Annotated in this window: 27 protein-coding genes; 17 read left to right on the forward strand and 10 right to left on the reverse strand. The window is 40.6% G+C overall.

The features are described 5' to 3' along the window. Positions 1 to 77 precede the first annotated feature (77 nt). Positions 78 to 692, forward strand: a complete 615-nt coding sequence (locus NYE32_RS03455; RefSeq protein WP_339157080.1) for a DUF2140 domain-containing protein — start codon at positions 78 to 80, stop codon at positions 690 to 692. Positions 693 to 930: 238 nt separating this feature from the next. Next, positions 931 to 2592, forward strand: a complete 1662-nt coding sequence (locus tag NYE32_RS03460) for a SulP family inorganic anion transporter (RefSeq protein ID WP_080611435.1) — start codon at positions 931 to 933, stop codon at positions 2590 to 2592. Between the two features lie 52 nt (positions 2593 to 2644). Here NYE32_RS03460 and NYE32_RS03465 read toward each other — a convergent pair whose 3' ends face one another. From NYE32_RS03465 to NYE32_RS03475, 3 genes are read right to left on the reverse strand one after another with little or no spacing between them, the layout of a single operon-like run. Continuing rightward, complete coding sequence (locus NYE32_RS03465; protein WP_073950150.1) at positions 2645 to 3460, reverse strand: TIGR03943 family protein; 816 nt, start codon at positions 3458 to 3460, stop codon at positions 2645 to 2647. Next, positions 3460 to 4362 carry a permease gene (locus tag NYE32_RS03470; protein WP_073950151.1) on the reverse strand — a complete coding sequence of 301 codons (903 nt, stop codon included), beginning with the start codon at positions 4360 to 4362 and terminating at the stop codon, positions 3460 to 3462. Before NYE32_RS03470 ends, NYE32_RS03465 begins: the two co-directional genes overlap by 1 nt. A gap of 5 nt (positions 4363 to 4367) precedes the next feature. Further along, positions 4368 to 4499, reverse strand: coding sequence for an SPJ_0845 family protein (locus tag NYE32_RS03475; protein WP_002885949.1), 132 nt, complete (start codon positions 4497 to 4499; stop codon positions 4368 to 4370). Between the two features lie 280 nt (positions 4500 to 4779). On the opposite strand from NYE32_RS03475, the gene NYE32_RS03480 reads away from it, so the two are divergent. The 7 genes from NYE32_RS03480 to NYE32_RS03510 all read left to right on the forward strand — a co-directional run bounded on the left by NYE32_RS03480 (position 4780) and on the right by NYE32_RS03510 (position 10491). After that, a complete protein-coding gene (locus NYE32_RS03480) occupies positions 4780 to 6912 on the forward strand; it encodes a Tex family protein (RefSeq protein WP_080611434.1) in 2133 nt (710 codons plus the stop codon). Then, positions 6899 to 7339: a SprT family protein gene (locus tag NYE32_RS03485; protein ID WP_073950153.1), complete on the forward strand. Its 441-nt coding sequence runs from the start codon at positions 6899 to 6901 to the stop codon at positions 7337 to 7339. Before NYE32_RS03480 ends, NYE32_RS03485 begins: the two co-directional genes overlap by 14 nt. A gap of 65 nt (positions 7340 to 7404) precedes the next feature. Next, positions 7405 to 7668: a PspC domain-containing protein gene (locus NYE32_RS03490; protein ID WP_073950154.1), complete on the forward strand. Its 264-nt coding sequence runs from the start codon at positions 7405 to 7407 to the stop codon at positions 7666 to 7668. 126 nt (positions 7669 to 7794) lie between these two features. Then, entirely contained in the window at positions 7795 to 8724 is a 930-nt protein-coding gene (gene hprK, locus NYE32_RS03495; RefSeq protein ID WP_080611433.1) for an HPr(Ser) kinase/phosphatase, read from the forward strand. Beyond that, positions 8724 to 9515 (forward strand): prolipoprotein diacylglyceryl transferase, encoded by a 792-nt coding sequence (gene lgt, locus NYE32_RS03500; protein ID WP_048790722.1) that lies wholly within the window; start codon positions 8724 to 8726, stop codon positions 9513 to 9515. Before hprK ends, lgt begins: the two co-directional genes overlap by 1 nt. 124 nt (positions 9516 to 9639) lie before the next feature. Further along, positions 9640 to 10038, forward strand: a complete 399-nt coding sequence (locus tag NYE32_RS03505) for a DUF948 domain-containing protein (RefSeq protein ID WP_002885965.1) — start codon at positions 9640 to 9642, stop codon at positions 10036 to 10038. Between the two features lie 12 nt (positions 10039 to 10050). Beyond that, a complete protein-coding gene (locus NYE32_RS03510; RefSeq protein ID WP_037603908.1) occupies positions 10051 to 10491 on the forward strand; it encodes a YtxH domain-containing protein in 441 nt (146 codons plus the stop codon). 52 nt (positions 10492 to 10543) lie between these two features. Here the strand turns inward: NYE32_RS03510 and NYE32_RS03515 are convergent, their stop codons facing one another. Then, the gene (locus tag NYE32_RS03515) at positions 10544 to 10840 is read right to left on the reverse strand and encodes a DUF3270 domain-containing protein (RefSeq protein WP_037603906.1); all 297 of its coding nucleotides are present in this window, start codon (positions 10838 to 10840) and stop codon (positions 10544 to 10546) included. 238 nt (positions 10841 to 11078) lie between these two features. Here NYE32_RS03515 and NYE32_RS03520 point away from each other — a divergent pair, with 238 nt between their 5' ends. The 3 genes from NYE32_RS03520 (at position 11079) to NYE32_RS03530 (ending at position 13707) form a co-directional block, all read left to right on the forward strand. Beyond that, complete coding sequence (locus tag NYE32_RS03520) at positions 11079 to 12008, forward strand: peptidase U32 family protein (protein WP_037603903.1); 930 nt, start codon at positions 11079 to 11081, stop codon at positions 12006 to 12008. Positions 12009 to 12103: 95 nt separating this feature from the next. Beyond that, positions 12104 to 13390: a U32 family peptidase gene (locus NYE32_RS03525; protein WP_002885971.1), complete on the forward strand. Its 1287-nt coding sequence runs from the start codon at positions 12104 to 12106 to the stop codon at positions 13388 to 13390. Further along, positions 13390 to 13707: a CHY zinc finger protein gene (locus tag NYE32_RS03530; protein ID WP_083306734.1), complete on the forward strand. Its 318-nt coding sequence runs from the start codon at positions 13390 to 13392 to the stop codon at positions 13705 to 13707. Before NYE32_RS03525 ends, NYE32_RS03530 begins: the two co-directional genes overlap by 1 nt. A gap of 45 nt (positions 13708 to 13752) precedes the next feature. On the opposite strand, the gene NYE32_RS03535 is transcribed toward NYE32_RS03530, so the two are convergent. After that, positions 13753 to 14292, reverse strand: a complete 540-nt coding sequence (locus tag NYE32_RS03535; RefSeq protein ID WP_014634210.1) for a biotin transporter BioY — start codon at positions 14290 to 14292, stop codon at positions 13753 to 13755. 95 nt (positions 14293 to 14387) lie between these two features. Then, positions 14388 to 14672: a hypothetical protein gene (locus NYE32_RS03540; RefSeq protein ID WP_156685210.1), complete on the reverse strand. Its 285-nt coding sequence runs from the start codon at positions 14670 to 14672 to the stop codon at positions 14388 to 14390. Positions 14673 to 14796: 124 nt separating this feature from the next. On the opposite strand from NYE32_RS03540, the gene NYE32_RS03545 reads away from it, so the two are divergent. Next, positions 14797 to 15009 carry a YdbC family protein gene (locus NYE32_RS03545; protein ID WP_002886106.1) on the forward strand — a complete coding sequence of 71 codons (213 nt, stop codon included), beginning with the start codon at positions 14797 to 14799 and terminating at the stop codon, positions 15007 to 15009. 36 nt (positions 15010 to 15045) lie between these two features. Here the strand turns inward: NYE32_RS03545 and NYE32_RS03550 are convergent, their stop codons facing one another. After that, positions 15046 to 16380: an Nramp family divalent metal transporter gene (locus NYE32_RS03550; protein WP_049545282.1), complete on the reverse strand. Its 1335-nt coding sequence runs from the start codon at positions 16378 to 16380 to the stop codon at positions 15046 to 15048. 196 nt (positions 16381 to 16576) lie between these two features. On the opposite strand from NYE32_RS03550, the gene NYE32_RS03555 reads away from it, so the two are divergent. Together NYE32_RS03555 and NYE32_RS03560 are read left to right on the forward strand one after the other, a co-directional pair. Next, positions 16577 to 16885: a hypothetical protein gene (locus tag NYE32_RS03555; protein WP_049545283.1), complete on the forward strand. Its 309-nt coding sequence runs from the start codon at positions 16577 to 16579 to the stop codon at positions 16883 to 16885. 102 nt (positions 16886 to 16987) lie between these two features. Beyond that, on the forward strand, positions 16988 to 17377 hold the full coding sequence (locus NYE32_RS03560) for a (deoxy)nucleoside triphosphate pyrophosphohydrolase (protein ID WP_049545284.1): 390 nt from the start codon (positions 16988 to 16990) through the stop codon (positions 17375 to 17377). Positions 17378 to 17399: 22 nt separating this feature from the next. On the opposite strand, the gene NYE32_RS03565 is transcribed toward NYE32_RS03560, so the two are convergent. The 3 genes from NYE32_RS03565 to lysS form a co-directional block, all read right to left on the reverse strand. Next, on the reverse strand, positions 17400 to 20285 hold the full coding sequence (locus NYE32_RS03565; RefSeq protein WP_070476423.1) for a DEAD/DEAH box helicase: 2886 nt from the start codon (positions 20283 to 20285) through the stop codon (positions 17400 to 17402). A gap of 276 nt (positions 20286 to 20561) precedes the next feature. Continuing rightward, positions 20562 to 21107: a hypothetical protein gene (locus tag NYE32_RS03570; protein ID WP_037603894.1), complete on the reverse strand. Its 546-nt coding sequence runs from the start codon at positions 21105 to 21107 to the stop codon at positions 20562 to 20564. 52 nt (positions 21108 to 21159) lie between these two features. Next, positions 21160 to 22650 carry a lysine--tRNA ligase gene (gene lysS / locus NYE32_RS03575; RefSeq protein ID WP_037603892.1) on the reverse strand — a complete coding sequence of 497 codons (1491 nt, stop codon included), beginning with the start codon at positions 22648 to 22650 and terminating at the stop codon, positions 21160 to 21162. Positions 22651 to 22877: 227 nt separating this feature from the next. On the opposite strand from lysS, the gene NYE32_RS03580 reads away from it, so the two are divergent. Together NYE32_RS03580 and NYE32_RS03585 are read left to right on the forward strand one after the other, a co-directional pair. After that, the gene (locus tag NYE32_RS03580) at positions 22878 to 24188 is read left to right on the forward strand and encodes a LysM domain-containing protein (protein WP_156685209.1); all 1311 of its coding nucleotides are present in this window, start codon (positions 22878 to 22880) and stop codon (positions 24186 to 24188) included. A 13-nt stretch (positions 24189 to 24201) separates the two neighbouring features. Then, entirely contained in the window at positions 24202 to 24681 is a 480-nt protein-coding gene (locus tag NYE32_RS03585) for a hypothetical protein (protein WP_002885961.1), read from the forward strand. Positions 24682 to 24835 lie beyond the last annotated feature (154 nt).

The following is a 24835-nucleotide window of genomic DNA, read 5'->3' on the forward strand; positions in this document are numbered from 1 at the left end:
CCAGTTCTTACTCGCTTTTTTCCCTTGATTACAGTACAATAGACGTCAAAAGTGAAAAATTGAAATGAGGTATCCCTATGTGGAAATGGTTTAAACGACTCATTGTCCTCGTCATTGTGCTCTTTTTTGCAGTGGCGGCTCTACTTATTCCGGACAAGATCGACAGTCAGGACCAATTAAAAAATGTATCAACACAAACATCCCTTGCTGATTTAGCCCAGGCTGGTATTGGTGGGGCGTCCCTTTCATCAGGCGGAGTTTCAACTGAGATTAATCTTGACAGTAATCAGTTTCGTCAAATCCTAAAAGCAAGCATGGCTGATTCTAATGACGAGACCTTGCAAAACAGTAGCGTAGAGTTGAATGATTCCTATCTAACAGCTAAGGTTCCCGTATCTCTTGGGCCTATCGGATCAACATTTAGCCTTGATTTTAAGGTCAGCACTAACAAGGAAGTCATCTTACTAGACTTGGCAGGTGCCCACCTGGGTCGCCTTCCAGTTCCAAAATCACTGGTTCTGCCTTACCTCAAGAAGAGCATTGCCCAGTCCAGCAGTGGTGTTCAAATGGTTAATGACCAAATTCAGCTCAAGCTTCCTGAAATCGGCTATGAAATTGAGCAAGCCTCTGTGACCAATAGCAAGATGAAGGTTAAACTTAACATTCCGATTTCCTTGCCAACAAGTTGGTAATCCATAATGAATCTTTCAAAACAAGTCCATAGTCTGGACTTGTTTTTTGATACCTTCACTTCTAAACTAAGAAAATTAAAAATTCTTGAAATAATAGCTTTAAATCCCTCAAGCCCCTAGAAAATGAACTTTTCCTATGCTATCATAAGATTGTAAAATTGATAAGCGTCTGACACTCATTGAAAAAGAGTTATTTCACTGAGTTAAAGAGTTTTAGGATAGTAGTTAGGAGGAAAAAATGGACGCTTTAAAATATATCACACCCAAATTTTTCACTACCATCAGGAATTATTCTAAGGGCCAGTTTCTTAAGGACTTAATCGCAGGAGTCATCGTGGCTATCATTGCCCTGCCCTTGTCGATTGCCCTTGCCATTGCCTCTGGTGTCAATCCCGAACAAGGTCTTTACACAGCAGTCGTTGCAGGCTTTTTTATTTCCTTTTTAGGAGGTAGTCGGGTTCAGATTGGTGGACCGACTGCAGCATTCGTTGTTATCATCTATGGCATCATTGCCCAGTATGGTATGGCTGGTTTGACCCTTGCCACGCTCATGGCGGGACTCATGCTTATTATCATGGGGCTCCTACATTTTGGTGACCTGATCAAGTTCATTCCCAAAACCATCACACTTGGTTTTACCTTGGGGATAGCTGTTGGGATTGTGGCTGGACAGGTTAAAGATTTTCTGGGCCTTGAGATGAAGTCCGTGCCAGCTGAGTTCTTAGAAAAACTTCTAGCTTATGAGAAGCATCTATCAAGTATTAGCTGGCCGACACTTGCAATTGGTATCTTGGCCCTAGTCATTCAAATCTTTTGGCCACGCCTTTCTCAGAAAATTCCGGGGTCTTTGGTTGCAATTATTGTGACCACAGCCATCGTAGCTTTTGGTCATCTGCCAGTCAAAACCATCGGTGATCTTTACACCATCAAAGCAGGACTTCCAAGTTTCACAGTTCCTGACTTATCATTTTCTTTGATTCGTCAAATGATGTCGCCAGCCTTCACCATTGCCATACTAGCAGCCATCGAATCCCTACTTTCTTGCGTTGTTTCAGACGGGATGATTGGTGGTAATCATCGCTCTAATGCTGAATTGATTGGCCAAGGTGTTGGGAATATCATGTCAGCCCTCTTTGGCGGGATTCCTGCAACGGGTGCCATCGCCCGTACCGCAGCCAATGTCAAAAATGGAGGACGAACACCAGTAGCGGGGATGGTTCATGCCCTTACCTTGCTTCTGATTTTACTCTTTCTCATGCCTTATGCCTCATTGATTCCTATGACCTGTTTGGCCTCAATCCTAATGATTGTCGGTTATAACATGAGCGGTTGGCGTACTGTCGTTCGTATGATTCAACGTGCCCCTAAGAGTGATGTAGCAGTCCTTATCGTAACCTTTATCTTAACCGTTTTCTTTGACCTAGTGGTTGCCATCGAATTTGGTATGGTCCTAGCAGCCTTCCTCTTCCTCAAACGCATGTCAGACGTGGCTCAAATCCGTCAGTGGGTGGACAAGGAAAATCTGGACGATCCTATATTGTCTGAGGACAGCGACTTGAAACAAGTCCCTAAAAATGCAGTCGTATATGAAATCTTTGGTGCCCTCTTCTTTGGTGCAGCCAATAACTTCTTGAATGTTATCAATGACGATGGTAAGAATGTCCTTATCCTACGCATGCGCAACGTTCCAGCTATGGATATCTCTGGTCTGGATGCCCTTGAGGAAACGCTTGCTATCTGCCAAAAACGTGGCATGACCTTGCTTCTTTCTCACGTTAACGCCCAACCCTACCGAGTTCTCGAAAAATCAGGCTTCATCCAGACTATCGGTCCAGATAATATCTGCGAGTCGACGGACCAAGCCCTTGAAAAAGCAATAGCCCTAGCAAAAGAAGTCTAGACAAATCCATTTTGCACAAGAAGAAAAAGCCAGTTCAACTGAACTTGGCTTTTTAAAATACGCGATAAACATAAGGATTGTCAGGCTGACCGACCTCTTTAATCTCAGTCAAATTAAGGATAGGGAGGCTCTGTTTAAGATTTTGATAATAATCCACAGTGATGGTACCAGTGACTTTTACCCAGGTATTATCCTTGAAGGTTTGGTCACTTCCTGTCGTCGCCAGTCCGTAAACACCTGAATCGGCGATACAGTGGATAATACCGAAACGGAAGATGAACTGATAACCCTTGGTCTGTGGGTCATTGTAAACAAAGCCGGTATAGGTGACCTTCTTGCCCATGAAATCGTTAGGATAGAGGTAGATGAGCTCCATGACTTCCATGTAATTTTCCGTGGTAATCTGGATGGTCTCACGTCCCTTGTACTTGGCTAGCTCCTTGGTCATCTCCTTCTCATAGGCTGAGGAGGTGAAGTAGGAGCTGGTATCTGGCTTCAAGTACTGGATAGTCGTTCCCTCTTGGTCGGCCTGGTTAGGATCGCTCCCTGCCGCCAGTGGAAAATGATAGCCCTTAGCTGATACGGTATTGGCATCCAAGGTTACTGTTGGCACCAAGAGCCCCGTAAGGACTGGAAAGGCCAAGAGAACGATGCTGGCTACCTTGGCTACTCGACCTGACAAATGCGAGTGAACCTTCATCTGCTTCATCCAAACAATGAGTTGAACCACAGCGAGGATAAAGGAAAGCACCATGGAAATGTAGGCCAAGTAGGAGTAGTGGATATTAATGTACTGGTTGAGCTTGCCAGAAACTTGCAAGTACATGACCAGCTCAAAATACCCAGATAAGATGAGAAAACGTAACATTAAATCACCCCCAATACCAGACAGTAAATGATTGTCACCAGACTTGCGGTTCCTACGAAGAGACCAACAAAGCGTGTCTTAAACTGGTGTTTCATCATGATTAGGTTCTTGATATCAACCATAGGACCGATGATGAGAAAGGCCACCGTTGGTGCCACTCCAAAACTAGAGAGTAAGGAAGCCCCGATAAAGGCATCTGCCTCAGAACAAAGCGAGAGGATAAAGGCCAAAAGCATCATGATGAGGATGGCTGTCACCGAATTGTGCCCGATTGTCGTAAGAATACGGGTAGGTAGGTAGGTCTGCATACTTGCGGCCACCAGACTCCCGAAAATCAGGTAACGTCCAGTGTCAAAGAACTCGTCGACAGCATGAATCAAGGCTTGAAAAACTTTCTTACCAGCTGACAAACCACTATAGTCGTGCACATGACTGACCTTTCGATTTTCCTTAAGAATCTGGTCATCTACCACAAAGCCCAGCAAGATTCCCAAAATCATGGCAATCAAGAAAGCCCCGAGGAAACGTAAAATCACGTAGTACCAAGAGTTCCCAAAGGCCGTATAGGTCGCAAAAAGAACGACTGGATTAATGATAGGAGCTGTTGCCATGAAAGGAATAGCCGTGTAGCTAGGCACTTTTTTCTCTAAAAAGCGCGTGATAATGGGAACAATCCCACACTCACAAGAAGGGAAAATAAAACCAATTAGAGTTCCAAAAAGAATAGCCAGGATCTTGTTTTTCGGCAGGAAGTTTTGGACCTTTTCAGGAGTCACGAAGACTTCGATAAAGCCAGACAGAATACTTCCCAACAAAACAAAGGGCAGGGCTTCGATAATAATAGATAGAAAAACTGCCAGAAGCTGCAAAACGCTATCTGGTAGTTGATGAAAAATAGCCATAACTATTATTTCTTCTTATCTTCTTGAAGACGTTTGTCCTTCTTAGGATCAGTTCCCGCCTTCTCAAAATCAGGGATAGCCGCAAAAGATGCCATCATGCTTTCAAGTTCATTTGTTTTTTTCTGAATAACCGCCATAAAAAGCCTCCGAGTTAAAATAAGATACTAAGAGCGTCATTTCTGACAGAAAATTAGGGCATCGGCCGAAGAAGCTTTGCTTCTAGGAAGATGCATCTATTTTCCGAAAGAAATAGCCCGAGTTCAGTTGCAATAAGATACTAAGGGCGTCATTTCTGTTAGAAATAGCCCCTAACAATAGGTTTACCTTTCTATTATACTACCTCTTGCTTAAAAATTCTCGCTTCAGCTACAAGGTTTTCTACCCAAGCAAATCTCCTATCGTGGTATAATAGAACTTATGAAAAATCGTAATCTAGAGACACTGGCTCAGGAATTGGGCCTAAAAAAACAACAAGTTGAAACTGTTTTGGAATTGACCGCAGAAGGCAATACCATCCCCTTCATCGCCCGTTACCGTAAGGAAAAAACAGGCAATCTGGATGAAACGCAAATCAAGGCTATCATTGATATGGACAAGTCCTTGACTACTCTTCAAGACCGCAAGGAAACGGTTTTGGCTAAGATCGAGGCTCAGGGTAAATTGACTGACCAACTCAAGGTAGCCATTGAAGCGGCTGAAAAGTTGGCAGACGTGGAAGAACTCTACCTCCCCTATAAGGAAAAACGCCGCACCAAAGCGACTATTGCCCGTGAAGCAGGTCTTTTCCCATTGGCTCGTCTTATCTTGCAAAATAGTCCCAACCTCAAGGCTGAAGCTGAAAAGTTGACATCTGAAGCCTTTCCAACAGCTGATAAGGCACTTGCGGGTGCTGTGGATATTTTGGTTGAGGCCTTTTCTGAGGACAATAGCTTGCGCTCTTGGACCTACAACGAAATCTGGAACAACAGTGACATCACTTCAACCCTCAAGGATCAATCGCTGGATGAAAAAGAAATTTTCAAGATTTACTATGATTTTGAGGACAAGGTGTCTAAACTTCAAGGTTACCGTACGTTAGCCCTTAACCGTGGTGAGAAACTAGGCGTTATCAAGGTAAGCTTTAAGCACAATCTTGAGAAAATGCACCGTTTCTACAGTGCTCGTTTCAAACAAAAGAATGACTATATCGAGGAAGTTATCAATCAATCTCTCAAGAAGAAAATCATTCCAGCTATGGAGCGTCGTATCCGAAGCGAATTGACTGAAGCAGCAGAAGATGGTGCTATTCAACTTTTCTCTCAAAATCTTCGAAGCCTCCTTCTAGTATCGCCACTTAAAGGCAAGATGGTACTTGGTTTTGACCCAGCCTTTCGTACAGGGGCTAAGTTGGCCGTGGTTGATCAAACTGGTAAGCTCATTACAACGCAAGTTATCTATCCAGTAGCTCCAGCAAGTCAGGCTAAAATCGCACAGGCTAAAAAAGACTTGGCTGACCTCATCAAAAAGTATACCATTGAGATTATTGCGATTGGTAATGGAACAGCAAGCCGTGAAAGTGAAGCTTTTGTGGCAGAAGTCCTCAAGGATTTCCCAGAAACTTCTTATGTCATTGTTAATGAAAGTGGTGCCTCTGTCTATTCTGCATCAGAGTTGGCTCGCCATGAGTTTCCAGATTTGACGGTTGAAAAACGCTCTGCCATTTCTATTGCCCGTCGTCTCCAAGACCCGTTGGCCGAGTTGGTTAAGATTGACCCTAAATCAATCGGAGTAGGCCAATACCAGCATGATGTTAGTCAGAAGAAACTGTCTGAAAATCTTGATTTCGTCGTTGATACCGTGGTTAACCAAGTCGGTGTCAATGTCAATACGGCAAGTAGTACCCTCTTGTCACACGTGTCAGGACTCAACAAGACCATCTCTGAAAATATCGTCGCCTACCGTGAGGAAAATGGTGAGATTGCATCACGTGCTGAAATCAAAAAGGTTCCACGTCTCGGTGCCAAGGCCTTCGAACAAGCAGCTGGTTTCCTTCGTATTCCAAATGCCAAGAATATCTTGGATAATACGGGAGTCCACCCAGAGTCTTATCCAGCGGTAAAAGACCTCTTCGAGCAGTTGGATATCACAGATTTGGACGACTCTGCCAAAGAGAAATTGAAGGCTCTTAATCTTAAAGAAACAGCAGAAGAGCTAGGGCTTGGTCAGGAAACCCTTAAAGATATCATCGCTGACCTTTTGAAACCAGGTCGTGACCTCCGTGATGATTTTGAAGCACCAGTGCTTCGTCAGGATGTTCTTGAACTCAAAGACTTGTCAGTAGGACAAAAACTTGAAGGGACAGTCCGAAATGTTGTGGACTTTGGTGCCTTTGTGGATATCGGTGTCCATGAGGATGGCCTTATCCATATCTCTGAGATGAGCAAGAGCTTCGTTAACCACCCAAGTCAGGTCGTTTCTGTTGGGGATTTGGTTACCGTGTGGGTATCAAAAGTTGATTTGGAGCATGAAAAACTCAACCTCTCCTTGGTGAATCCACGTGAATCTAACTGATTATGTTAAGACTGTTTCTATAGAAGATTTTGGCTGGGAATTTAAGCATCAAGCCTTGTGGAACAAGCGTCTCCGGACCACTGGAGGGCGGTTCTTTCCCAATGATGGACACTTAGATTTCAACCCAAAACTCTATGAGGAACATGGTCTTGAGACCTTTCGAAAAATCGTCCGCCACGAGCTCTGTCATTATCACCTTTATTTTCAAGGTAAGGGCTACAAGCATGTTGATAGAGATTTTAAGGACTTACTAGCCAAGGTTGAAGGCCTTAGATACGCTCCAAAGATGCAAGGTCAAAAGGAGAAGTACTACCTTTATCAGTGCCAATCTTGTGGTCATATCTACCGTCGCAAACGCCGTGTCAATACACAGAAGTTTGGATGCGGTCTGTGTCGAGGCAAGCTCATTTTTCTAAATCAGTCCTAGGGCTGATTTTTTTAATTTAAAAAAATCATATAATTAAATCAAAGAAATGATGGGAGAAGAAGACCATGTCAAATCGTTTTTATAAGACACGAAAAAATAGACTCGTCGCCGGTGTTGTTGCAGGTTTGGCAGATAAGTTTGGTTGGGACCTAGCTTTGGCTCGTATCTTGGCTGTTATTCTAATGGTTTCAACGCAGTTTGGAATCTTCTTATACTTGGTTTTAGCCCTTCTCCTTCCTTACAAAGAGGATATTTATCCCGAAGTAAAACTTAAGGATGGAAGAAAACGCAAAAACGCTGAACCTGTAGAAGACGAGTGGAACTGGTAAGTAAATTATAATAGAAAAGATCTATGATTGGCTCCAGTGCTAGTCATAGGTCTTTTTTGCTTTGAGAACCGCATTGAAAACCTTTTTATGATACAATGAAACTAGTAAATAATCGGAGGAAATAACATGACAGTAACTGTTAAAATGCTGGTTGATAGGCTTAAGCTTAAGGTTGTCTATGGGAACGAAAAACTTTTGTCAAAACCAATAACAACAGCTGATATCTCTCGTCCTGGTTTAGAAATGACGGGGTATTTTGACTATTATTCACCTGAACGACTTCAGTTGGTTGGGATGAAGGAGTGGTCCTACCTTAAAACCATGACTGATTACAACCGTTATTCTGTTTTTGCGAATATGTTTAAAGCGGAAACTCCAGCTGTTATCGTGGCGCGTGGTCTTGAGATTCCGGAAGAGATGCTTCGAGCTGCTAAGGAAAATGGTGTAGCAGTTCTTCAAGGACGAAACGGCACATCGTCGCTTTCAGGTGACATGTCTTGGTATCTTAACTCGCAATTAGCTGAACGAACTAGTGTCCATGGTGTTTTGGTAGATATCTACGGGATGGGAGTTCTTATTCAAGGAGACTCTGGCATCGGTAAGAGTGAGACAGGGCTTGAGTTGGTGAAACGTGGTCACCGTCTTGTCGCTGACGACCGTGTGGATGTTTATGCTAAGGATGAGGAGACTCTCTGGGGTGAGCCCGCGGAAATCCTCCGCCATCTTCTTGAAATTCGTGGGGTTGGGATCATTGACGTTATGAGCCTTTACGGAGCTAGTGCTGTCCGTAATTCCTCTCAAGTTCAGTTGGCTATTTATCTTGATAATTTTGAAAATGGCAAGATCTTTGACCGTCTTGGAAATGGCAATGAAGAAATTGAATTGCAGGGCGTTAAGATTCCACGTATCCGCATTCCTGTTAAGACAGGACGTAACGTTTCAGTCGTTATCGAAGCTGCAGCAATGAACTATCGTGCTAAGCAAATGGGATTTGATGCAACCAAAACCTTTGAGGACCGTTTGACCAACCTCATTAGTAAGAATGGTGAAGACTGATGTTAGCTACCATTGATCCAATTGCCCTAAGACTTGGTCCAATCAGTATTCATTGGTATGCCATCTGTATTGTATCTGGTCTTTTACTAGCCGTTTATCTGGCTCAGCGTTGGGCTCCCGAAAAGGGAATTGACCCTGAAAACATCCTAGATTTTATTCTTCTTGCCTTTCCTATAGCCATTGTTGGTGCAAGGCTCTACTATGTGATCTTCCAGTGGTCTTACTACAGTCAGAATCTTTCAGAAATTGTTGCGATTTGGAATGGCGGAATTGCCATTTATGGTGGCTTGATTGCAGGTGCAGCTGTCCTCTATTGGTTTTCGAAACGTCATGCCATTGCTGTCTTGGATTTTCTTGATATTGCATCACCTGGCGTTATGATTGCTCAGAGTATCGGTCGCTGGGGAAATTTTGTTAACCAAGAGGCTTACGGAAGAGCAGTTAGTCATCTGAATTATGTCCCAGAATTTATTCGCCAGCAGATGTTCATTGATGGGAGTTATCGTGTACCGACCTTTCTTTATGAAAGTCTTTGGAACTTAGTCGGATTTATCACTATCCTAGGACTAAGACGCTTTTATAAGAAACTACGTCAAGGAGATGTGACCTCATTTTACCTTATCTGGTATGGTCTTGGACGTTTTGTCATTGAAGGTATGCGTACCGATAGTCTCATGTTTGCTGGCTTGCGTGTTTCTCAATGGGTCAGCATCGCCATTATCATCTTGGGTGCTATCTTACTATATTTGCGAAAGCAACGTCCAGAGGCAGATTATAAAATGAAAAACTAGTCATACCGCTCAGACTTTGTTATAATATAATGAAAATTATCATAACAAAGGTTACTGGAAACTGAAGAATCTATTTCAGTTTTCTTGTAGTAACCTTTTAAAAAGGTCAAAGGAGTCCTAAACTATGGCAGAAATTGCATTTCTTATTATCGCAATCGCACTTGCTGCGTTCCTCATTGCATTAATCCCTACCCTACTTCGTACCCGTCATGTGGTTAAAGAAGTTGAAGAAACAGTTGCTGTGCTTCGTACAGATATCAATGTAACCCTTCATCAAACAAATGAAATCTTGGCTAAGGCAAACGTCTTGGTTGAAGATGTTAATGAAAAAGTTCAAACCATCGATCCTCTCTTTGTAGCAGTAGCTGAGCTTTCAGAAAGTGTCTCTGACTTGAATACTGAAGCCCGTTACCTCGGTGCTAAAGCAAGTGCAGCAGGAGCAAGTGTCGGTAAGGCAGGTTCAGCCTTTGCTATCGGTAAGGTTGCCTCAAAACTTTTTGGTAAAAAAGACAAGAAAAAATAAGGAGATCTTTTCATGAGTAAATTTTTAAATACCCTAATCATTGGTGCAGCTTCTGGAGCTGCAGCAGCATACTTCTTTACAACTGAAAAAGGTAAAGCTGTTAAAGCACGTATTGATGAAGAAATCGCTTCATTCAAAGAAGATCCTAAAGCTTATCAAAATCAAGTGGTGGAAAAAGCTAACGACTACAAAGATTTGGCAGTCGATACTTTCCAAGACTATAAAACAAAATTTGAAAATGGCGACATCACTGCGGATGATTTGACAAAAGCTGTCCAAGAAAAAACAGCTCAAGTTGCTGACTTTGCAAAAGAGAGCTTTGAACTTATCAAAGAGAAAACTGCTCAAGTAACTCCTGAGCAAGCAGATGTTGAAGCAGAAACAAAAGCTATCGTTGATGATATCGTCATTGATATCAAAGATATCTCTGAAGAAGCAGCAGAAGCAAAATAAAAAGAAAGCCCATGAGGCTTTTTTTAGTACGAAAAAAACGTTGACCAAACAGTCAACGTTTTTGTGCTTTATAATACTCGATTAGGACATAAATGCCTATCTGACCAATGACGCTGATGGTAATTGCCCAGAAGAAGGCCCAGAAGGTAGCCACCTGTGCTACCAAGAAAAGGAAGGCAACTAGGACTGTTGAAACACAGAAGCTTGAGATACGTCCAAAGAAAATCATATCTTGTAGCTTAATACTATTACTATTTAAAGTTTGATAATCTTGGTAATTCGTCGTTTGAAGACGCTCAGTCTCGAAATCTTCGATGTGATCAAATTGACGGTGTAAGTTGTCAGCCATGTCTGCCTCCTTTCTATATAAAATATCTAAATCACTTTTTCGTGTAGGTTAAAATACTTAGTCAGTATTTCACTATTTAGAATCTCATTAATAATACCATAAAAAATTTATATTGCAAAGTTTTTTTTGATTTTTGTGAAAATTATAGTATTTAAAAACTAATTTAAAATATTGAGATACATAGTTTTGAACCTAAAAATTCTAAAAAAATCAAATCATTTGTGCTATAATGTGAGTTATGGAAAAAATTGTAATTACAGCGACTGCTGAGAGCTACGAGCAAGCACGTGAGCTCCTAGAACTTGGCGTAGATCGTATTTATATCGGCGAAAAAGCCTTTGGCCTTCGTTTGCCTAAGCCTTTTTCATTCGCAGAAATGCGAAAGATTGCAGAGCTGGTACATGAGTCAGGCAAGGAATTGACTGTTGCCGTTAATGCCCTCATGCACCAAGGTATGATGGATGCTCTTCCAGACTATCTTGATTTTCTTGAAGAAATCAAGGCAGATTATATCACGGTTGGTGATGCAGGAGTTTTCTACATCTGTAACCGTGACAAACGTCCCTTCAAAATGATTTATGATGCTTCAACTATGGTAACCTCTAGCCGTCAGATTAATTTCTGGGGCAAACAGGCAGGAGCATCTGAAGCGGTTTTGGCTCGTGAGATTCCATCTGCGGAACTATTCATCATGGCTGAAAATCTTCAGATTCCAGCTGAGGTTTTGGTTTATGGTGCAAGTATCATTCACCACTCAAAACGTCCACTTCTTCAAAACTATTACAACTTTATCAAAACGGATGAAGCTGTTACCAAAGAACGTGACCTCTTCCTTTCTGAGCCAGGAGATCCAGATTCTCACTACTCAGTTTATGAAGATATGCACGGGACACATATCTTTGCCAACAATGACTTGGATATGATGACTAAACTTTCAGAACTCGTTGAACATGGTTTTGACCACTGGAAGTTGGACGGCGTTTATTGCCCAGGTGAAAACTTTGTAAAAATCACTGAGTATTTTGTGAAGGCTCGTGACCTCATCGAGGCTGGCGAATTTTCACAAGACCAAGCCTTCCTCTTTGATGAGGCTATTCATAAATTACACCCAGCCAACCGTGGTTTGGACACAGGTTTCTACGACTATGAACCTGACCGTGTAAAATAAAAATACTTCCTCCTTCGTTTGAGAGTTTTCCATTTTCAGGGAACGAAGGAGTTGTTCAAAACTTAAAATCGACAATCTTGCAAATTGGAGAAATTATGACTACAACTAAAAAACGCCCAGAGGTACTTGTACCTGCTGGAACTTTGGAAAAATTGAAAGTCGCTGTAAATTACGGCGCAGATGCTGTTTTCGTTGGTGGACAAGCCTATGGTTTGCGTAGCCGTGCCGGAAACTTTACCATGGATGAGCTTCGAGAAGGTATCGAATATGCTCACGCTCGTGGTGTTGATGTGCACGTTGCTTCAAACATGGTTACCCATGAAGGAAATGAAAAAGGTGCTGGTGAGTGGTTCCGTGAATTGCGTGACATGGGACTCGATGCTGTTATCGTATCTGACCCAGCCTTGATTGAAATCTGTTCAACCTACGCACCAGGACTTAACATCCACTTGTCTACACAAGCATCTGCGACAAACGTTGAAACCTTCCATTTTTGGAAAGAGTATGGTTTGACCCGTGTCGTTTTGGCACGTGAGGTTACCATGGAAGAGTTGGCTGAAATCCGTAAGCGTACGGATCTTGAAATTGAGGCCTTTGTCCATGGCGCTATGTGTATCTCATACTCAGGTCGCTGTACCCTTTCTAACCACATGTCAGACCGTGATGCCAACCGTGGTGGTTGTTCACAGTCTTGTCGTTGGAAATATGACCTTTACGACATGCCATTCGGCCAAGAACGTAAGAGTATCAAAGGTGAAGTTCCTGAAGAATACTCTATGTCAGCCGTTGACATGTGTATGATTGAAAATATCCCTGACCTTATCGATAATGGCGTTGATAGCCTTAAAATCGAAGGTCGTATGAAATCTGTCCACTATGTCTCAACAGTTGCCAACTGTTACAAGGCTGCTTGTGACGCTTACATGGAAAGTGCAGAAGCCTTTTATGCCATCAAAGATGATTTGATTAACGAACTCTGGAAAGTTGCCCAGCGTGAATTGGCAACAGGTTTCTACTACAAGACACCAACAGAAAACGAACAACTCTTTGGAGCTCGTCGTAAGATTCCACAATACAAATTCGTTGGTGAAGTCGTAGACTTTGATCCAGCAACTATGACAGCTACTATCCGTCAACGTAACGTTATCCTCGAAGGTGACCACGTTGAATTCTACGGACCAGGCTTCCGTCATTTCGAGTGTGATATCAAAGACCTTCACGATGCCAATGGTAACAAGATTGACCGTGCACCAAACCCAATGGAACTTCTTACAATTACCGTGCCACAAGAAGTTAAACCTGGTGACATGATTCGTTCAACTAAAGAAGGTTTGATTAACCTCTACCAAAAAGACGGTTCAAGCAAAACTGTTCGTGCCTAATGACAAGTCAAATCAATGGGCTCCTGGTAGATGATCAGAGTAGGTGTCAACACTACCATTCTCCACTAGATATAGTTGCCCTAAAATGCTTCGAGTGCCAGAAGTATTATGCCTGTTATCAGTGTCATGATTGCTTAGAGAAACATAGCTTTCGAGCTTATCCTTGTCAATTGAAGCAGGACAAGATCCTTATCTGTGGCGTTTGTAGGCATGAGATGACAATTGAGGAGTATCAAGATGTAGAAGCTTGTCCCAATTGTCACAGTGCCTTCAACCCAGCTTGTTCAAAGCACTATGATATTTATTTTGAAAAATAAAAAGATTGAAGATTCTGTTCACATGAACAAAGTCTTCAATCTTTTTTAGTTAAAGTAACTATGATTTTTAAGAGCTTTTAAGACTGGCTTAGTCACCAAAGCGACGATGAGACCTTTTAAGAGGTCAGGAATAATAAAGGGTGTCAAGCCAACAGCTACAGCTGCAGACCATCCCATTTTTCCGAGAAAGTGCAGGCTGAGGATACCACCAACAAAGACAAGTGCATCTCCCAAAACAAAAGCCACAAAGATTTTCCAGATAGGAGTCTCAGCATGAGTTAGTTTTGAAGTGACAAAGGCGAAAAATGGATAGGCCAACAAATAGCCAGCTGAAGGTCCAAAGAAGGATTGGAGCCCACCGCCTCCACCTGCAAAAACTGGTAGACCAATGGCGCCTAGAATCAGGTAGAGGGTAGCAGCAAGTGTCGCCTCTCTTGGCTTAAGGATAGCAGCAACAAGTCCGACAGCAAAAGTTTGCAGAGTAATGGGAACTGCACCGATAGGAATAACAATTTGAGCTAGGGCAGCAATGATGGCAGCACCAAAAGCTGGAAGAATAAGTGACAGTGTACGATTTTGTGTCATTTTTAGTTAACCTTTCGTAAATAAATAGTTAACTTATTATAGCAAGTGGTTTCAAAAAAGTCAACCTAATAATAAAACGAGGTTAACTGATAAACTTAACCTCGTTGTGATATGATTTTTAGACGTTTGATTTCATCAAGTTCAATCATGCTGATGACCTTATCCTGCTCGATAAAGATGGCTTGTCGCTCCCTGTCATAACGGTTGATGTAGCCCTTATAGGTCTTCTGATTGGATGTCAGCATGACCATTTGATTATGATCAATAGCATGATAGATATCGTTAATAAGTTGATTCTGCATTAGGTGGACAGGTTTGCTGTGACCTATTTCCACAAACTGATGAAGCTGATGCTTTACGGCTTCTAAAAAGTTTATCATGGTCATTTCCCTCGTTTCTTGATAAAATAATTATAGCATGAAAGGTGAATTTTTGTGGATAACTTCATTCTAAAACAGACAATTTTCACAGAAAAAAACGAATAAAGCTAGTGGAGGTAAGCAAATGGCAGAATTTTCATTTGAAATTGAAGAAAAACTCTTGGTCTTGTCTGAGAATGACAAGGGTTGGACTAAGGAACTCAATCGTGTGAGTTTCAATGGCGCACCAGCTAAGTATGACATCCGTACATGGAGTCCAGACCATACCAAGATGGGCAAGGGGATTACCCTCAGCAACGAAGAATTCCAAGTTCTCGTTGACGCCTTCAAAAACTAAAACAAGGTCAGCATGGCGCTGGCCTTATTTTTTTGTTTAAAACGTATCAAAGATAAGTTTGAGATTGAGAATGGTTAGGACAATAGCGATGGCATAACCAAGGAAGGTATTCCACTTGGCATTGACGTGTTTTCCCATGAGTGATTTCTTAGAAGTATAGTAAATCAAAGGGAAGATAGAAAATGGCAAGGCAAGTGAAAGGAAAACCTGTGAATAAACCAGCAGTTGATCCAGAGTCTTTTCTTGATCACCGTAGAGAATAGCTACAACGATAACAGGTAGCAAGGCGAAGAGACGTGTGAATAAACGAATTACCCACTGCGGTAACCTCATGTGGAGAAAGCCTTCCATGACAATTTGGCCAGTCAGAGTACCAGTAATGGTAGAGTTTTGACCACTAGCCAAGAGCGCCAAGGCAAAGAGTGTTGAAAGTGTCGAACTAGCTACCGCACCAGCAATCTTAGAGTCCTGAAGAGCATTGTACATCTGTGAGAAAGCTGAAATATCAGAAGCATGACCAAAGAAGAGAGCTGCTCCCAAAATCAAGAGGAGGGAGTTAACCACAAAGGCCAAAGTCAACTGGATGTTAGAATCCCAGGTCATGAAACGGACAGCCTTAGTCACGTCTTTGCCATCAGAATAGTCAACCTTACGAGTCTGTGACAAGGATGAGTGCAAGTAGAGGTTATGTGGCATAACGGTCGCACCCACAATCCCAAGCGCCAAGGTCAACTGGTTGGTATGTCCAGCAGCATGTGGCTCGAAGAGCGCTGGCGTAGGGAGATAACCCTCTAGGATTCCCGTAATACTAGGTTCAGACAAGGCTACCAGATAGACAAAGATAACCAAGATAGTCAAAATCAAGGTTGAAACAATAGCCTCGATTTTTTTGAATCCCAGCTTCATGATGAGCAGTAGCAGGAAGACATCAAGGACTGTCACCAGAATGGCAACCATAATTGGAATACCAAAGAGCAGGTTAAGAGCAATGGCAGAACCAAGCACCTCAGCCAAATCCGTTGCCATTAAGGCAAGCTCCAGAATCACCCAAAGTGTGTATCGCAACCATTTGGGCGAGTGATAGGCAGTCGCTTGAGCTAAGTCCATTTGGGTCACAATCCCTAATTTCCCAGCCATTTGTTGCAACTGCATAGCGATTAAAGATGAAATTAAGATGACAAAAAGCAGACTATACTTGTAGGTCGCCCCACCGACGACACTGGTAATCCAGTTCCCTGGATCCATGTAACCCACGGCCACAAGAGCCCCAGGTCCCAAGAAAGCCTTAAGATTTTGCCAAAAACGATTATTATTTGGTGTATCTATGGATTGGTTTACCTCAGAAAGGGAAACCTTCTTTGAATATGTCATAAACACCTCTTTCTAAGTCATATCTGCCTAAAAGTGTATTATTTCTAGACAGACCGACATCTTTATTATAGCACCATGAGGAAGATGTGCAAGGTTTTGACTTATCTTACATTGGTGTCATAGAGGACTTTTCAGAATTGCCTTTTTATACTAAACTATATGAGTAGATTATTTCATAAATGAGGGAGAAAAATAATTGAAAACATTTCAACTAACAGCTAAGAAAAAGATTACCCTGGCACTCCTAGTTGTCATTGCGCTTGCTTTGGTTATCTTTATCGTTAACGTGCAGATGAATCAGCCTGATAACCTACCTGCCAATTACATGGAGCGCCTTAAAAATCCTGGAATGACGGGCGATTACATTGGCCTCTGGAAGTCTCGCTGGCATGAAGAAAACAAAGCCTGGCTTTATCCTACGAAACAATACGCTATCTATGCAGTAGTAGCCCTAGCTTGTCTATCAGCTTGGGTCGCAGCCTCAAAAGCAAAATTTTGGAAATAAGAAAATGCTTCTTTCGAGATGAGAGAAGTATTTTTAAATAACAAATTAAAGTTTGCTTGTCGTGATAGCTTTTTGATAGAATACTATCTGGAGGAATGTTAGATGTCTAAAAAAATCATTAATGTTGTGGCAGCAGCCATCGAAAAGGATGGCAAAATCTTTTGTGCCCAACGACCAGAAGGAAAAAGTTTAGGAGGATACTGGGAATTTCCTGGAGGTAAGTTGGAAGAAGGAGAATCACCTGAAGAAGCATTAATTCGAGAGATTCATGAAGAATTAAATTCTCAGATTGAGATTATTTCCTTCGTTAATGAAGCTTCCTATGATTATGATTTTGGAACTGTTGTTATGAAAACCTTTCATGCTAAACTTGTTTCTGGAAATCTAGATTTGTTGGAACATCAGGATTCAGCTTGGCTAGAGCCAAGTCGCTTGAAAACTTTAGATTGGGCACCTGTAGACCGACCAGCTGTAGAATTGTTATCAAAATAAGAGCATCACAAATGTGGTGCTCTTACTTATTAGTTATGTAACGATAAAGAGTATCAGGAACAGGATTATCTAGTTTGAAGTTCATAGTAACAATACTTTCATTGCCGCTTTCAAGTGGACGTACTAATTCTTCAACGGTTGATGGCACGATCGTCAGGTCACCTAAATAGTAAAAATCGCCACCCTCAGCATCATCTTTAATAATAAATAATTTTAGATCTAATCCATTTTCAGGTGAATTGATAATTGCTTTTACATCTGGCGACTCAAGTGTACGCTTGTTCTTAGAGAACCATTTTAGAGTAGTTTCGTTTAACAACTCATCTTCGTATTTAATCGTATCACTGATTTCATCATCTTTATGATAGGTGATAAAGATTGGACAAGTGTTAGTATTCTTATCGATTTTATAGCCACCAATATTAAGAGGAGGTTCATCTTTAGACCAATTGAGTAGTTTACAGACATCACGACGTGAATATTTTTGACCAATTGTAAATATTTCAGGATAATCATTCGCTTTGTAGAGTCCTGCCTCAATAACATCATTAAAAAGCAAGGCAAAATCAGAGTTCTTGAAACAATCTAGGACCTCAGGATTGAGCTTATAAACATTTTTTTCTAGAGTGACCAGAGGTTCAGTACCGAATTTTTTTACCTCTTGAGATTTAAGAAATTGAAGACTTAATACATTTTCAACGGAGGAGATGATTGAGTCTCTAGTAGATAATTGTTCAGTTTCCAGTATCTCAATAAATTTATCTTTCGAGACTTCCCCCTTTTTGATAAGTTTCTGAAGTAGAAGCAGCTCATGTTTTCGTTTACCAGGAAGAAGTTCAAATGTGATAAAACTCAACCAGTTACTCTCAGTGTCAGTGAGTTCTATTGACTTGTTTAAAAATTTGTTAATAACATCTGCATAGTTTTTGAAGCTATTATTGTTAAAAAATACTATTGGATCAATATTATCAAAGGTTAAATGATCGATTAGCATAGGAGTTCTACCAAGTTTATTTTCAAGATCTGTATAAGCATCTTTGAGAATTTTCATGTTAGATAGAACCGTATTTGTAATCGATTTGAAGATTTGTTCTTTAGCAACTTCCTCAAAGTTTACGGTTGTTAAACCACTCAAGATATTTGGTTCACGCAGTTCACGACGGTAATTATCTTTATTCATAGATTTATCACCGAATAATGCAATTGGAATCAGATAGTTATTTTTGTAATTACCAATAAAATCAATAATAGTAACGTAATCTTTGCTTTTATGCTTACGAAGTCCACGACCAAGCTGCTGAACAAAAATGATACTTGATTGCGTGTTACGTAACATAACTACCTGGTTTACGGATGGTATATCTATCCCCTCATTAAAAATATCAACGGTCAAGATATATTCTAGCTCTCCATCTTCTAATTGCTTAACAACCTTTTCACGATAGTTGATATCGTCATCACCAGTCAATGCGATGGTACGTTTTCCATGTTGATTAAGTTTTATTGATAACTCTCTGGCTTCTGCTTTTGATGAGCAAAAAATAAGTCCACGAACTTGATTATTACAAACACCATAGAAATCAATTTTATTTAGAATATGTTTGACACGCTCATCTGATGTAAGGTTTGTGATGTTTGATTTTTCGTCAATAAGTTTCCCATTAATTTCAATGTCTTTAACACCAAAATAAACGAATGGACAGAGCATGTCATTTTCTAATGCATCTTGTAGGCGAATCTCATAGGCAATATTATAGTCAAAAATCTCGTAGATATTTTGGCCATCAGTACGTTCAGGAGTTGCTGTCATACCTAGATAAAAATTGGGTGTAAAATAGCCCATAACTTTTTTGTATGAATCAGCCCCAGCCTTATGCACTTCGTCAATGAGAATATAGTCGAAGAAGTCTTTTGAAAATGCTTTTAAGTTGTCCTCGCGTGACAATGTTTGAATAGTCGCAAAAATATATTTTTTACCAGTTAAATCGTCACCCGAGTGATAAATATGTCCTTCAGATGGATTAAAGCCCAGAACTTTTTGAAAATCTATTAAAGATTTTTTGAGAATCTGTTCACGATGGACGATGAATAACATGCGTTCAGGATTATATTGTTTAACGTCAAAGGCAGATAAAAATGTCTTACCAGTACCTGTGGCACTAATAACGAGTGCTCTATCTTTTCCCTGTTCTCGAATATTTTTGAGCCCTTCTAGTGCGGCTTCTTGCATTTTATTAGGAACAATTTTTTCAGCTGAATAGGGGAGTTTCTCTTCATCATTAATCTTTGTGAGACTAATGACCTTCTTTCTCTTTTTAGCATAGGTATCAATTATTTCGGATGTTAGTAACTCTGATTGTTCCCAAATACGGTCAAATTCTGATTTGGTATTTTGAATGAACTCCCCGTTATGAGTAGAGGTCAGTTTGATATTCCACTCATAATTAATTTTTAGAGCTGTATGTGTGAGGTTTGAACTACCTGAAATCAGTACCTGTTTACCAGTATGTTCGAAAAGATAGAATTTAGCGTGCATCTGCATCTTTTCAGGCGTTAAACGAACTTCAACATTTTTAAGTTTTAGTAGCTCACGCATTGCATCAGGGTCGTTGAAATCTAGATAAGGAGAAATCAAGATTTTTCCTGGTACTTTCTTGTCCATTAAATCTGATAACTGAGACTTAATCATGGCAATTCCATTTTTAGTGACAAAAGCGACAGAAAAATAGAAAGCAGTACACTTACTCAATTCTTCCTGTAGGTCTGTCAAGACATAGCGCTTTTCATCGCTATTGTTCACAAGAATTTGGGGAGAATAACCACCCTCTTGATATTTAATGTTATCAACAAAACCAAACTTAAGTGATTTTATCAAAGTGTCCTGAAATAAATTAATTCCCTCTGGCATTGTATAATCCCTTTCTAAGAATACAAATTACTATCATTATATCAAAAATAAGCTTCTAAATAATTTGTTCAATTAGAAGCTTGCTGACTTATCTAGGTATAGTGATTCATTACGTAAGACTAAGTTATAAAAGTACATCATTTTTGTAATCGAAGAGAGCACTTATCGAGATTTTCCGATGTGAAAAAACATCTGAAATAATGTCTTGCTACTTCAAAAGCAAAATTTTGGAAATAAGAAAATGCTTCTCTCGAGATGAGAGAAGCGTTTTTCATATTATCCGATGTAAGTCTTATATTGACTGAATATCTCGTCAATATCATCTTCAACCGAGTGATAGATTTCCCAACTAAATTCAGTTCTAGCAATATCATCAACCAGAACTGTATAACAGAAATCCATATAATCTTCATAAAAATCAGAGATGAAGGGGAGGAGTGTGTCACTAATATCAGATGAATAGAGTTTTTCATCAAGATGTTTAAAGAGATAGTCTGTACCCATAATCGTTTCATTCTTGAGTTTTTGTGCATCCTCAAGGTTAAATCCATCGCTTTTAGGATTCAGAAAATCATGTTTTGCTAGCCAGGCGACGAAGATACTGAGATGAAAAGCAGCTCTTTTACTAATCTCTAGCATATCTGATTTGCTTAGTTTTTCTGACGGGATATTATTTTCTTCACAATAGAATACAAGTGCATGATCGAAAAAATAATCTGCGCGGTCTATGGGAAAGTCTAATTGACTTTCTTCGATCTTTGTCTCAGGCTGTTCAACTACAGTTGATTTTTTCTTAAAAAGGGACTTCAGTTTTCTAATCACGTTTATACCTCATATAAAAATATCCCATTATTCAAATAATGGGATATGATTATTATTTCATCGTTGGGAACAACAAGACATCACGGATAGTTGTTGTATCAGTGAGGAGCATGCAGAGACGGTCGATACCGATTCCGAGTCCCCCTGTTGGTGGCATACCGTATTCGAGGGCTTCAACGTAGTCGTAGTCGATGCCTGTTGCTTCGTCGTCCCCGAGTTCTTTAGCAGCAGCTTGTGCTTCGAAACGTGACAATTGATCGATTGGGTCGTTCAATTCGGTGAAGGCATTTCCGTACTCTTTAGTCATGATGAAGAGTTCGAAACGGTCAGTGAAGCGAGGGTCTTCTGGGTTTTTCTTAGCCAATGGAGACACAGCAACTGGGTGACCGTAAACGAATGTTGGTTGAATCAATGTTTCTTCAACGAATTCTTCGAAGAAGGCGTTGATGATGTGACCAACTTCAGTGTAGTGTTTTTCAACTGGAACATTCTTTTCTGCAGCAATAGCTTTGGCTTCATCCAAAGTCATGTCTTGCCAGAAGTCAACGCCAGTGATTTCCTTGATAGCGTCAACCATGTGGATGCGTTTGAATGGTTCGTTGATCTTGATTTCAGTTCCTTGGTAGTTGATAGGTCCGTCACCTTTAACAGCTTTAGCAGCGTGTTGGATGATACCTTCAGTCAAGTTCATGATATCGTGGAAGTCAGCGTAAGCTTGGTAAACTTCAATAGATGTGAACTCAGGGTTGTGAGTAGCATCCATACCTTCGTTACGGAAGATACGTCCGATTTCGTAAACGCGTTCCATACCACCAACGATGAGACGTTTGAGGTGGAGTTCAGTCGCGATACGAAGCACCATGTCGATGTTTTGAGCATTGTGGTGAGTGATGAAAGGTTTAGCAGCAGCACCACCAGCTTCGTTGTGAAGAACAGGTGTTTCTACTTCAAGGAAACCTTGAGCATCAAGGTAGCGACGGATTTCAGAAATGATTTTTGAACGTGTGACAAAGCGGTCAAAACTGTCACGGTTAGAAATCAAATCGAGGTAACGTTTACGGTAGATTGTTTCAACGTCTGAAAGTCCGTGGAATTTCTCAGGCAATGGACGAAGGGCTTTAGACAAGTGAGTGATATGAGTAGCCTTGATAGAAAGTTCTCCCATATCTGTTCGCATAACTTCACCTTCGACACCGAGGAAGTCACCAAGGTCAGCTTTCTTGAAGATTTCGTAGTTTTCTTCACCGACAGCATCTTTACGCACGTAGATTTGGATTTGACCATCGCGGTCTTGGATGTGGGCGAAGCCAACTTTACCTTTACCACGTTTAGTCATCAAACGACCTGCGATAGTAGCAGTTTCGTTGATTTCGTGCAATTCTTCTTTTGTTTTGTCAGCGTATTTTTCTTTTAATTGACCAGATGTAGCTGTGCGTTCGAATCGCTTACCAAAAGGATCGATTCCTTGTTCAGCCAAGGCCGCCATTTTTTCACGACGGACAATCTGTTGATCGTTCAATTCTTCCATGTGTTGATTTGACATGTTAGTCCTCCATAAAATAGTCGTAATTATTGTATCATAAATCACCTTCTAAAGATAGGACAAATGATTAAATGTCAGATAAATAAAGCTAGGATTTGTCTATTTTTAGTACAAATTGTAAACTAGCATTAACCTTTGATTAGAAAGTTATAGAATTTATTGACAAATATAATAAAAAGGGTGTACAATAGCAAAGTAAGTTTCGTATGATATAAGGAGGAAATACGATGAAAAAGAAAAATTATGTTAGTAAAGCCGTGATGCTTGGCGCTTTACTAGCACCTATTGGGATGCCTACGGTATCTGTGTTAGCAGATAGCTTTTATCAAAATCAAACGAGTGCTCACGCTGCTGATATTACAAACTGGATTGCCAGCACACCTGAACAAATTACAAATAATTTGACAACTCAGAATATCAATCCACAGCAGTTAGATGGCCAACAGTACGTGATTCAATGGGGAGATACCTTGTGGGGAATCTCTCAAGCGACTGGAATTTCTATTGAAAAATTAGCCTACGATAACAATATTCAGAATATTGATCTTATCTTTGCAGGTGATATCCTCATCTTGAAACGTGATGGTGATGTCCCAGCAGGTTACCATGTGACTGGTAATGGTTACCGTTGTGCACATTCTAAGATTGTTATCAACAACTACTACGGTGATAACAACCGAGTGATTATCAATAACAGCACTTTTGTCTCTGATGACCATTCTAAGAATACAGTGATTTACGCTCCAGATAATTCTGACAATAGCGTTTCATTCTCAAATAACACGACAAACAATAATAACGATAAAGACAAAGATACTAAAGATTCTAAAGATGGCAAGGAATCATCTTCATCATCTGAATCTAAAGATGCTTCATCAAGCTCAACAAGTGGATCATCATCTTCATCTTCTGCATCAAGCTCAACAGCAAGCAGCAGTGAAAGCAAAGCAAGTACAGAAAGTTCTAAGGAAAAAGAATTGACTGATGATGCTTTCCAAGACAAGGTTCAAAGTGAATTCAAACAAGTATATCAACAAAACCACTCAGGTAGTCCTGCATGGACTTTCTTCTTACATGCAGATGATAAGACTGGTGTAAATGCTACAGCTAAGAAGGACACTGAAAGCACAGCTCTCTACCTTCAAGGTGAAACGCCAAAGGCTAAAGATATTGTTGATGGACCTAAAGATGGTGCCAAAACTGAAGCAAATGCCAAGGCTCTTGCTGAAAAGATTTATGACGCTCTTAACAGGGATAGTAAGATCTCAGATCTTATCAAGGCAAAATATGCTCAAATTCAGGTAAGTTATAAGGGTGATAAGTGGGCTTTCAACGTTGATGTTTACAAAGAAAAAGAAAGTTCATCATCAAGCACTGAAAAATCATCAGAATCTAAGGCGTCATCAAGTGATGATTCTCAAACAGAAACACGCATGAGTTCAAGCTCACCAAGCGTTGAACGCTCTTCATCAAGTTCTTCAAGCCACACTGAAACAGACTCAGAGGCAACTTTCTCTGACCTAACTGGTGACGAATAGAGAGGGGCAAGACATGTCAAAGAGAAATATCATTATTAGTGTTGTTCTTGCTTGTCTCTTGGTTACAGGAGCTGGATTTGGTGCTTTCTATTACTGGGGAACACACCATTTGGATAGTGTTGTACCTGGTAAGGTTTACCAATATTCAAGTACTCTAAACGGTGAGGTCAATAATCGTGTCATGTATGTAGCCTTCCAAGAAGGTGGTAACAAGGCACTTGTGAGTCAAGATCGTACGACAGTGGTTAATGCTGCTAAGAGTCAGACTGACTTTGACAAGGCCTATAATGACCAAACAGCTAAGTGGGAATACAGTGTGACAAAGACAACATTGACTCTTGGTAAAAAAGAGGATGATCAACTGTCACAATGGCAGTACAACAAGGTCTTTGCTTATGGTGACCACTTCACATCAAAAGATTTCTACTACCAGATTGCCAAAGGTGGTCAGGGTGAAGTCAAACAAAAAATGACCTTCAAAGAAATTAAATAAGTGTCTGAATATGACAAGATGCATTAGGTTTGGGACAAATTGTTCCAAACCTTTTTCTATCTTCAAAACACGAATAATCTTTTCTTAAGTGGGGTCGAAAATTGAAATAAGAGGGCAAAAACGGTATAATAAGACTGTTTGGGCAATTGCATTC

The organism is Streptococcus sp. FSL R7-0248 (genome assembly GCF_037967965.1).
GTDB lineage: Bacteria > Bacillota > Bacilli > Lactobacillales > Streptococcaceae > Streptococcus.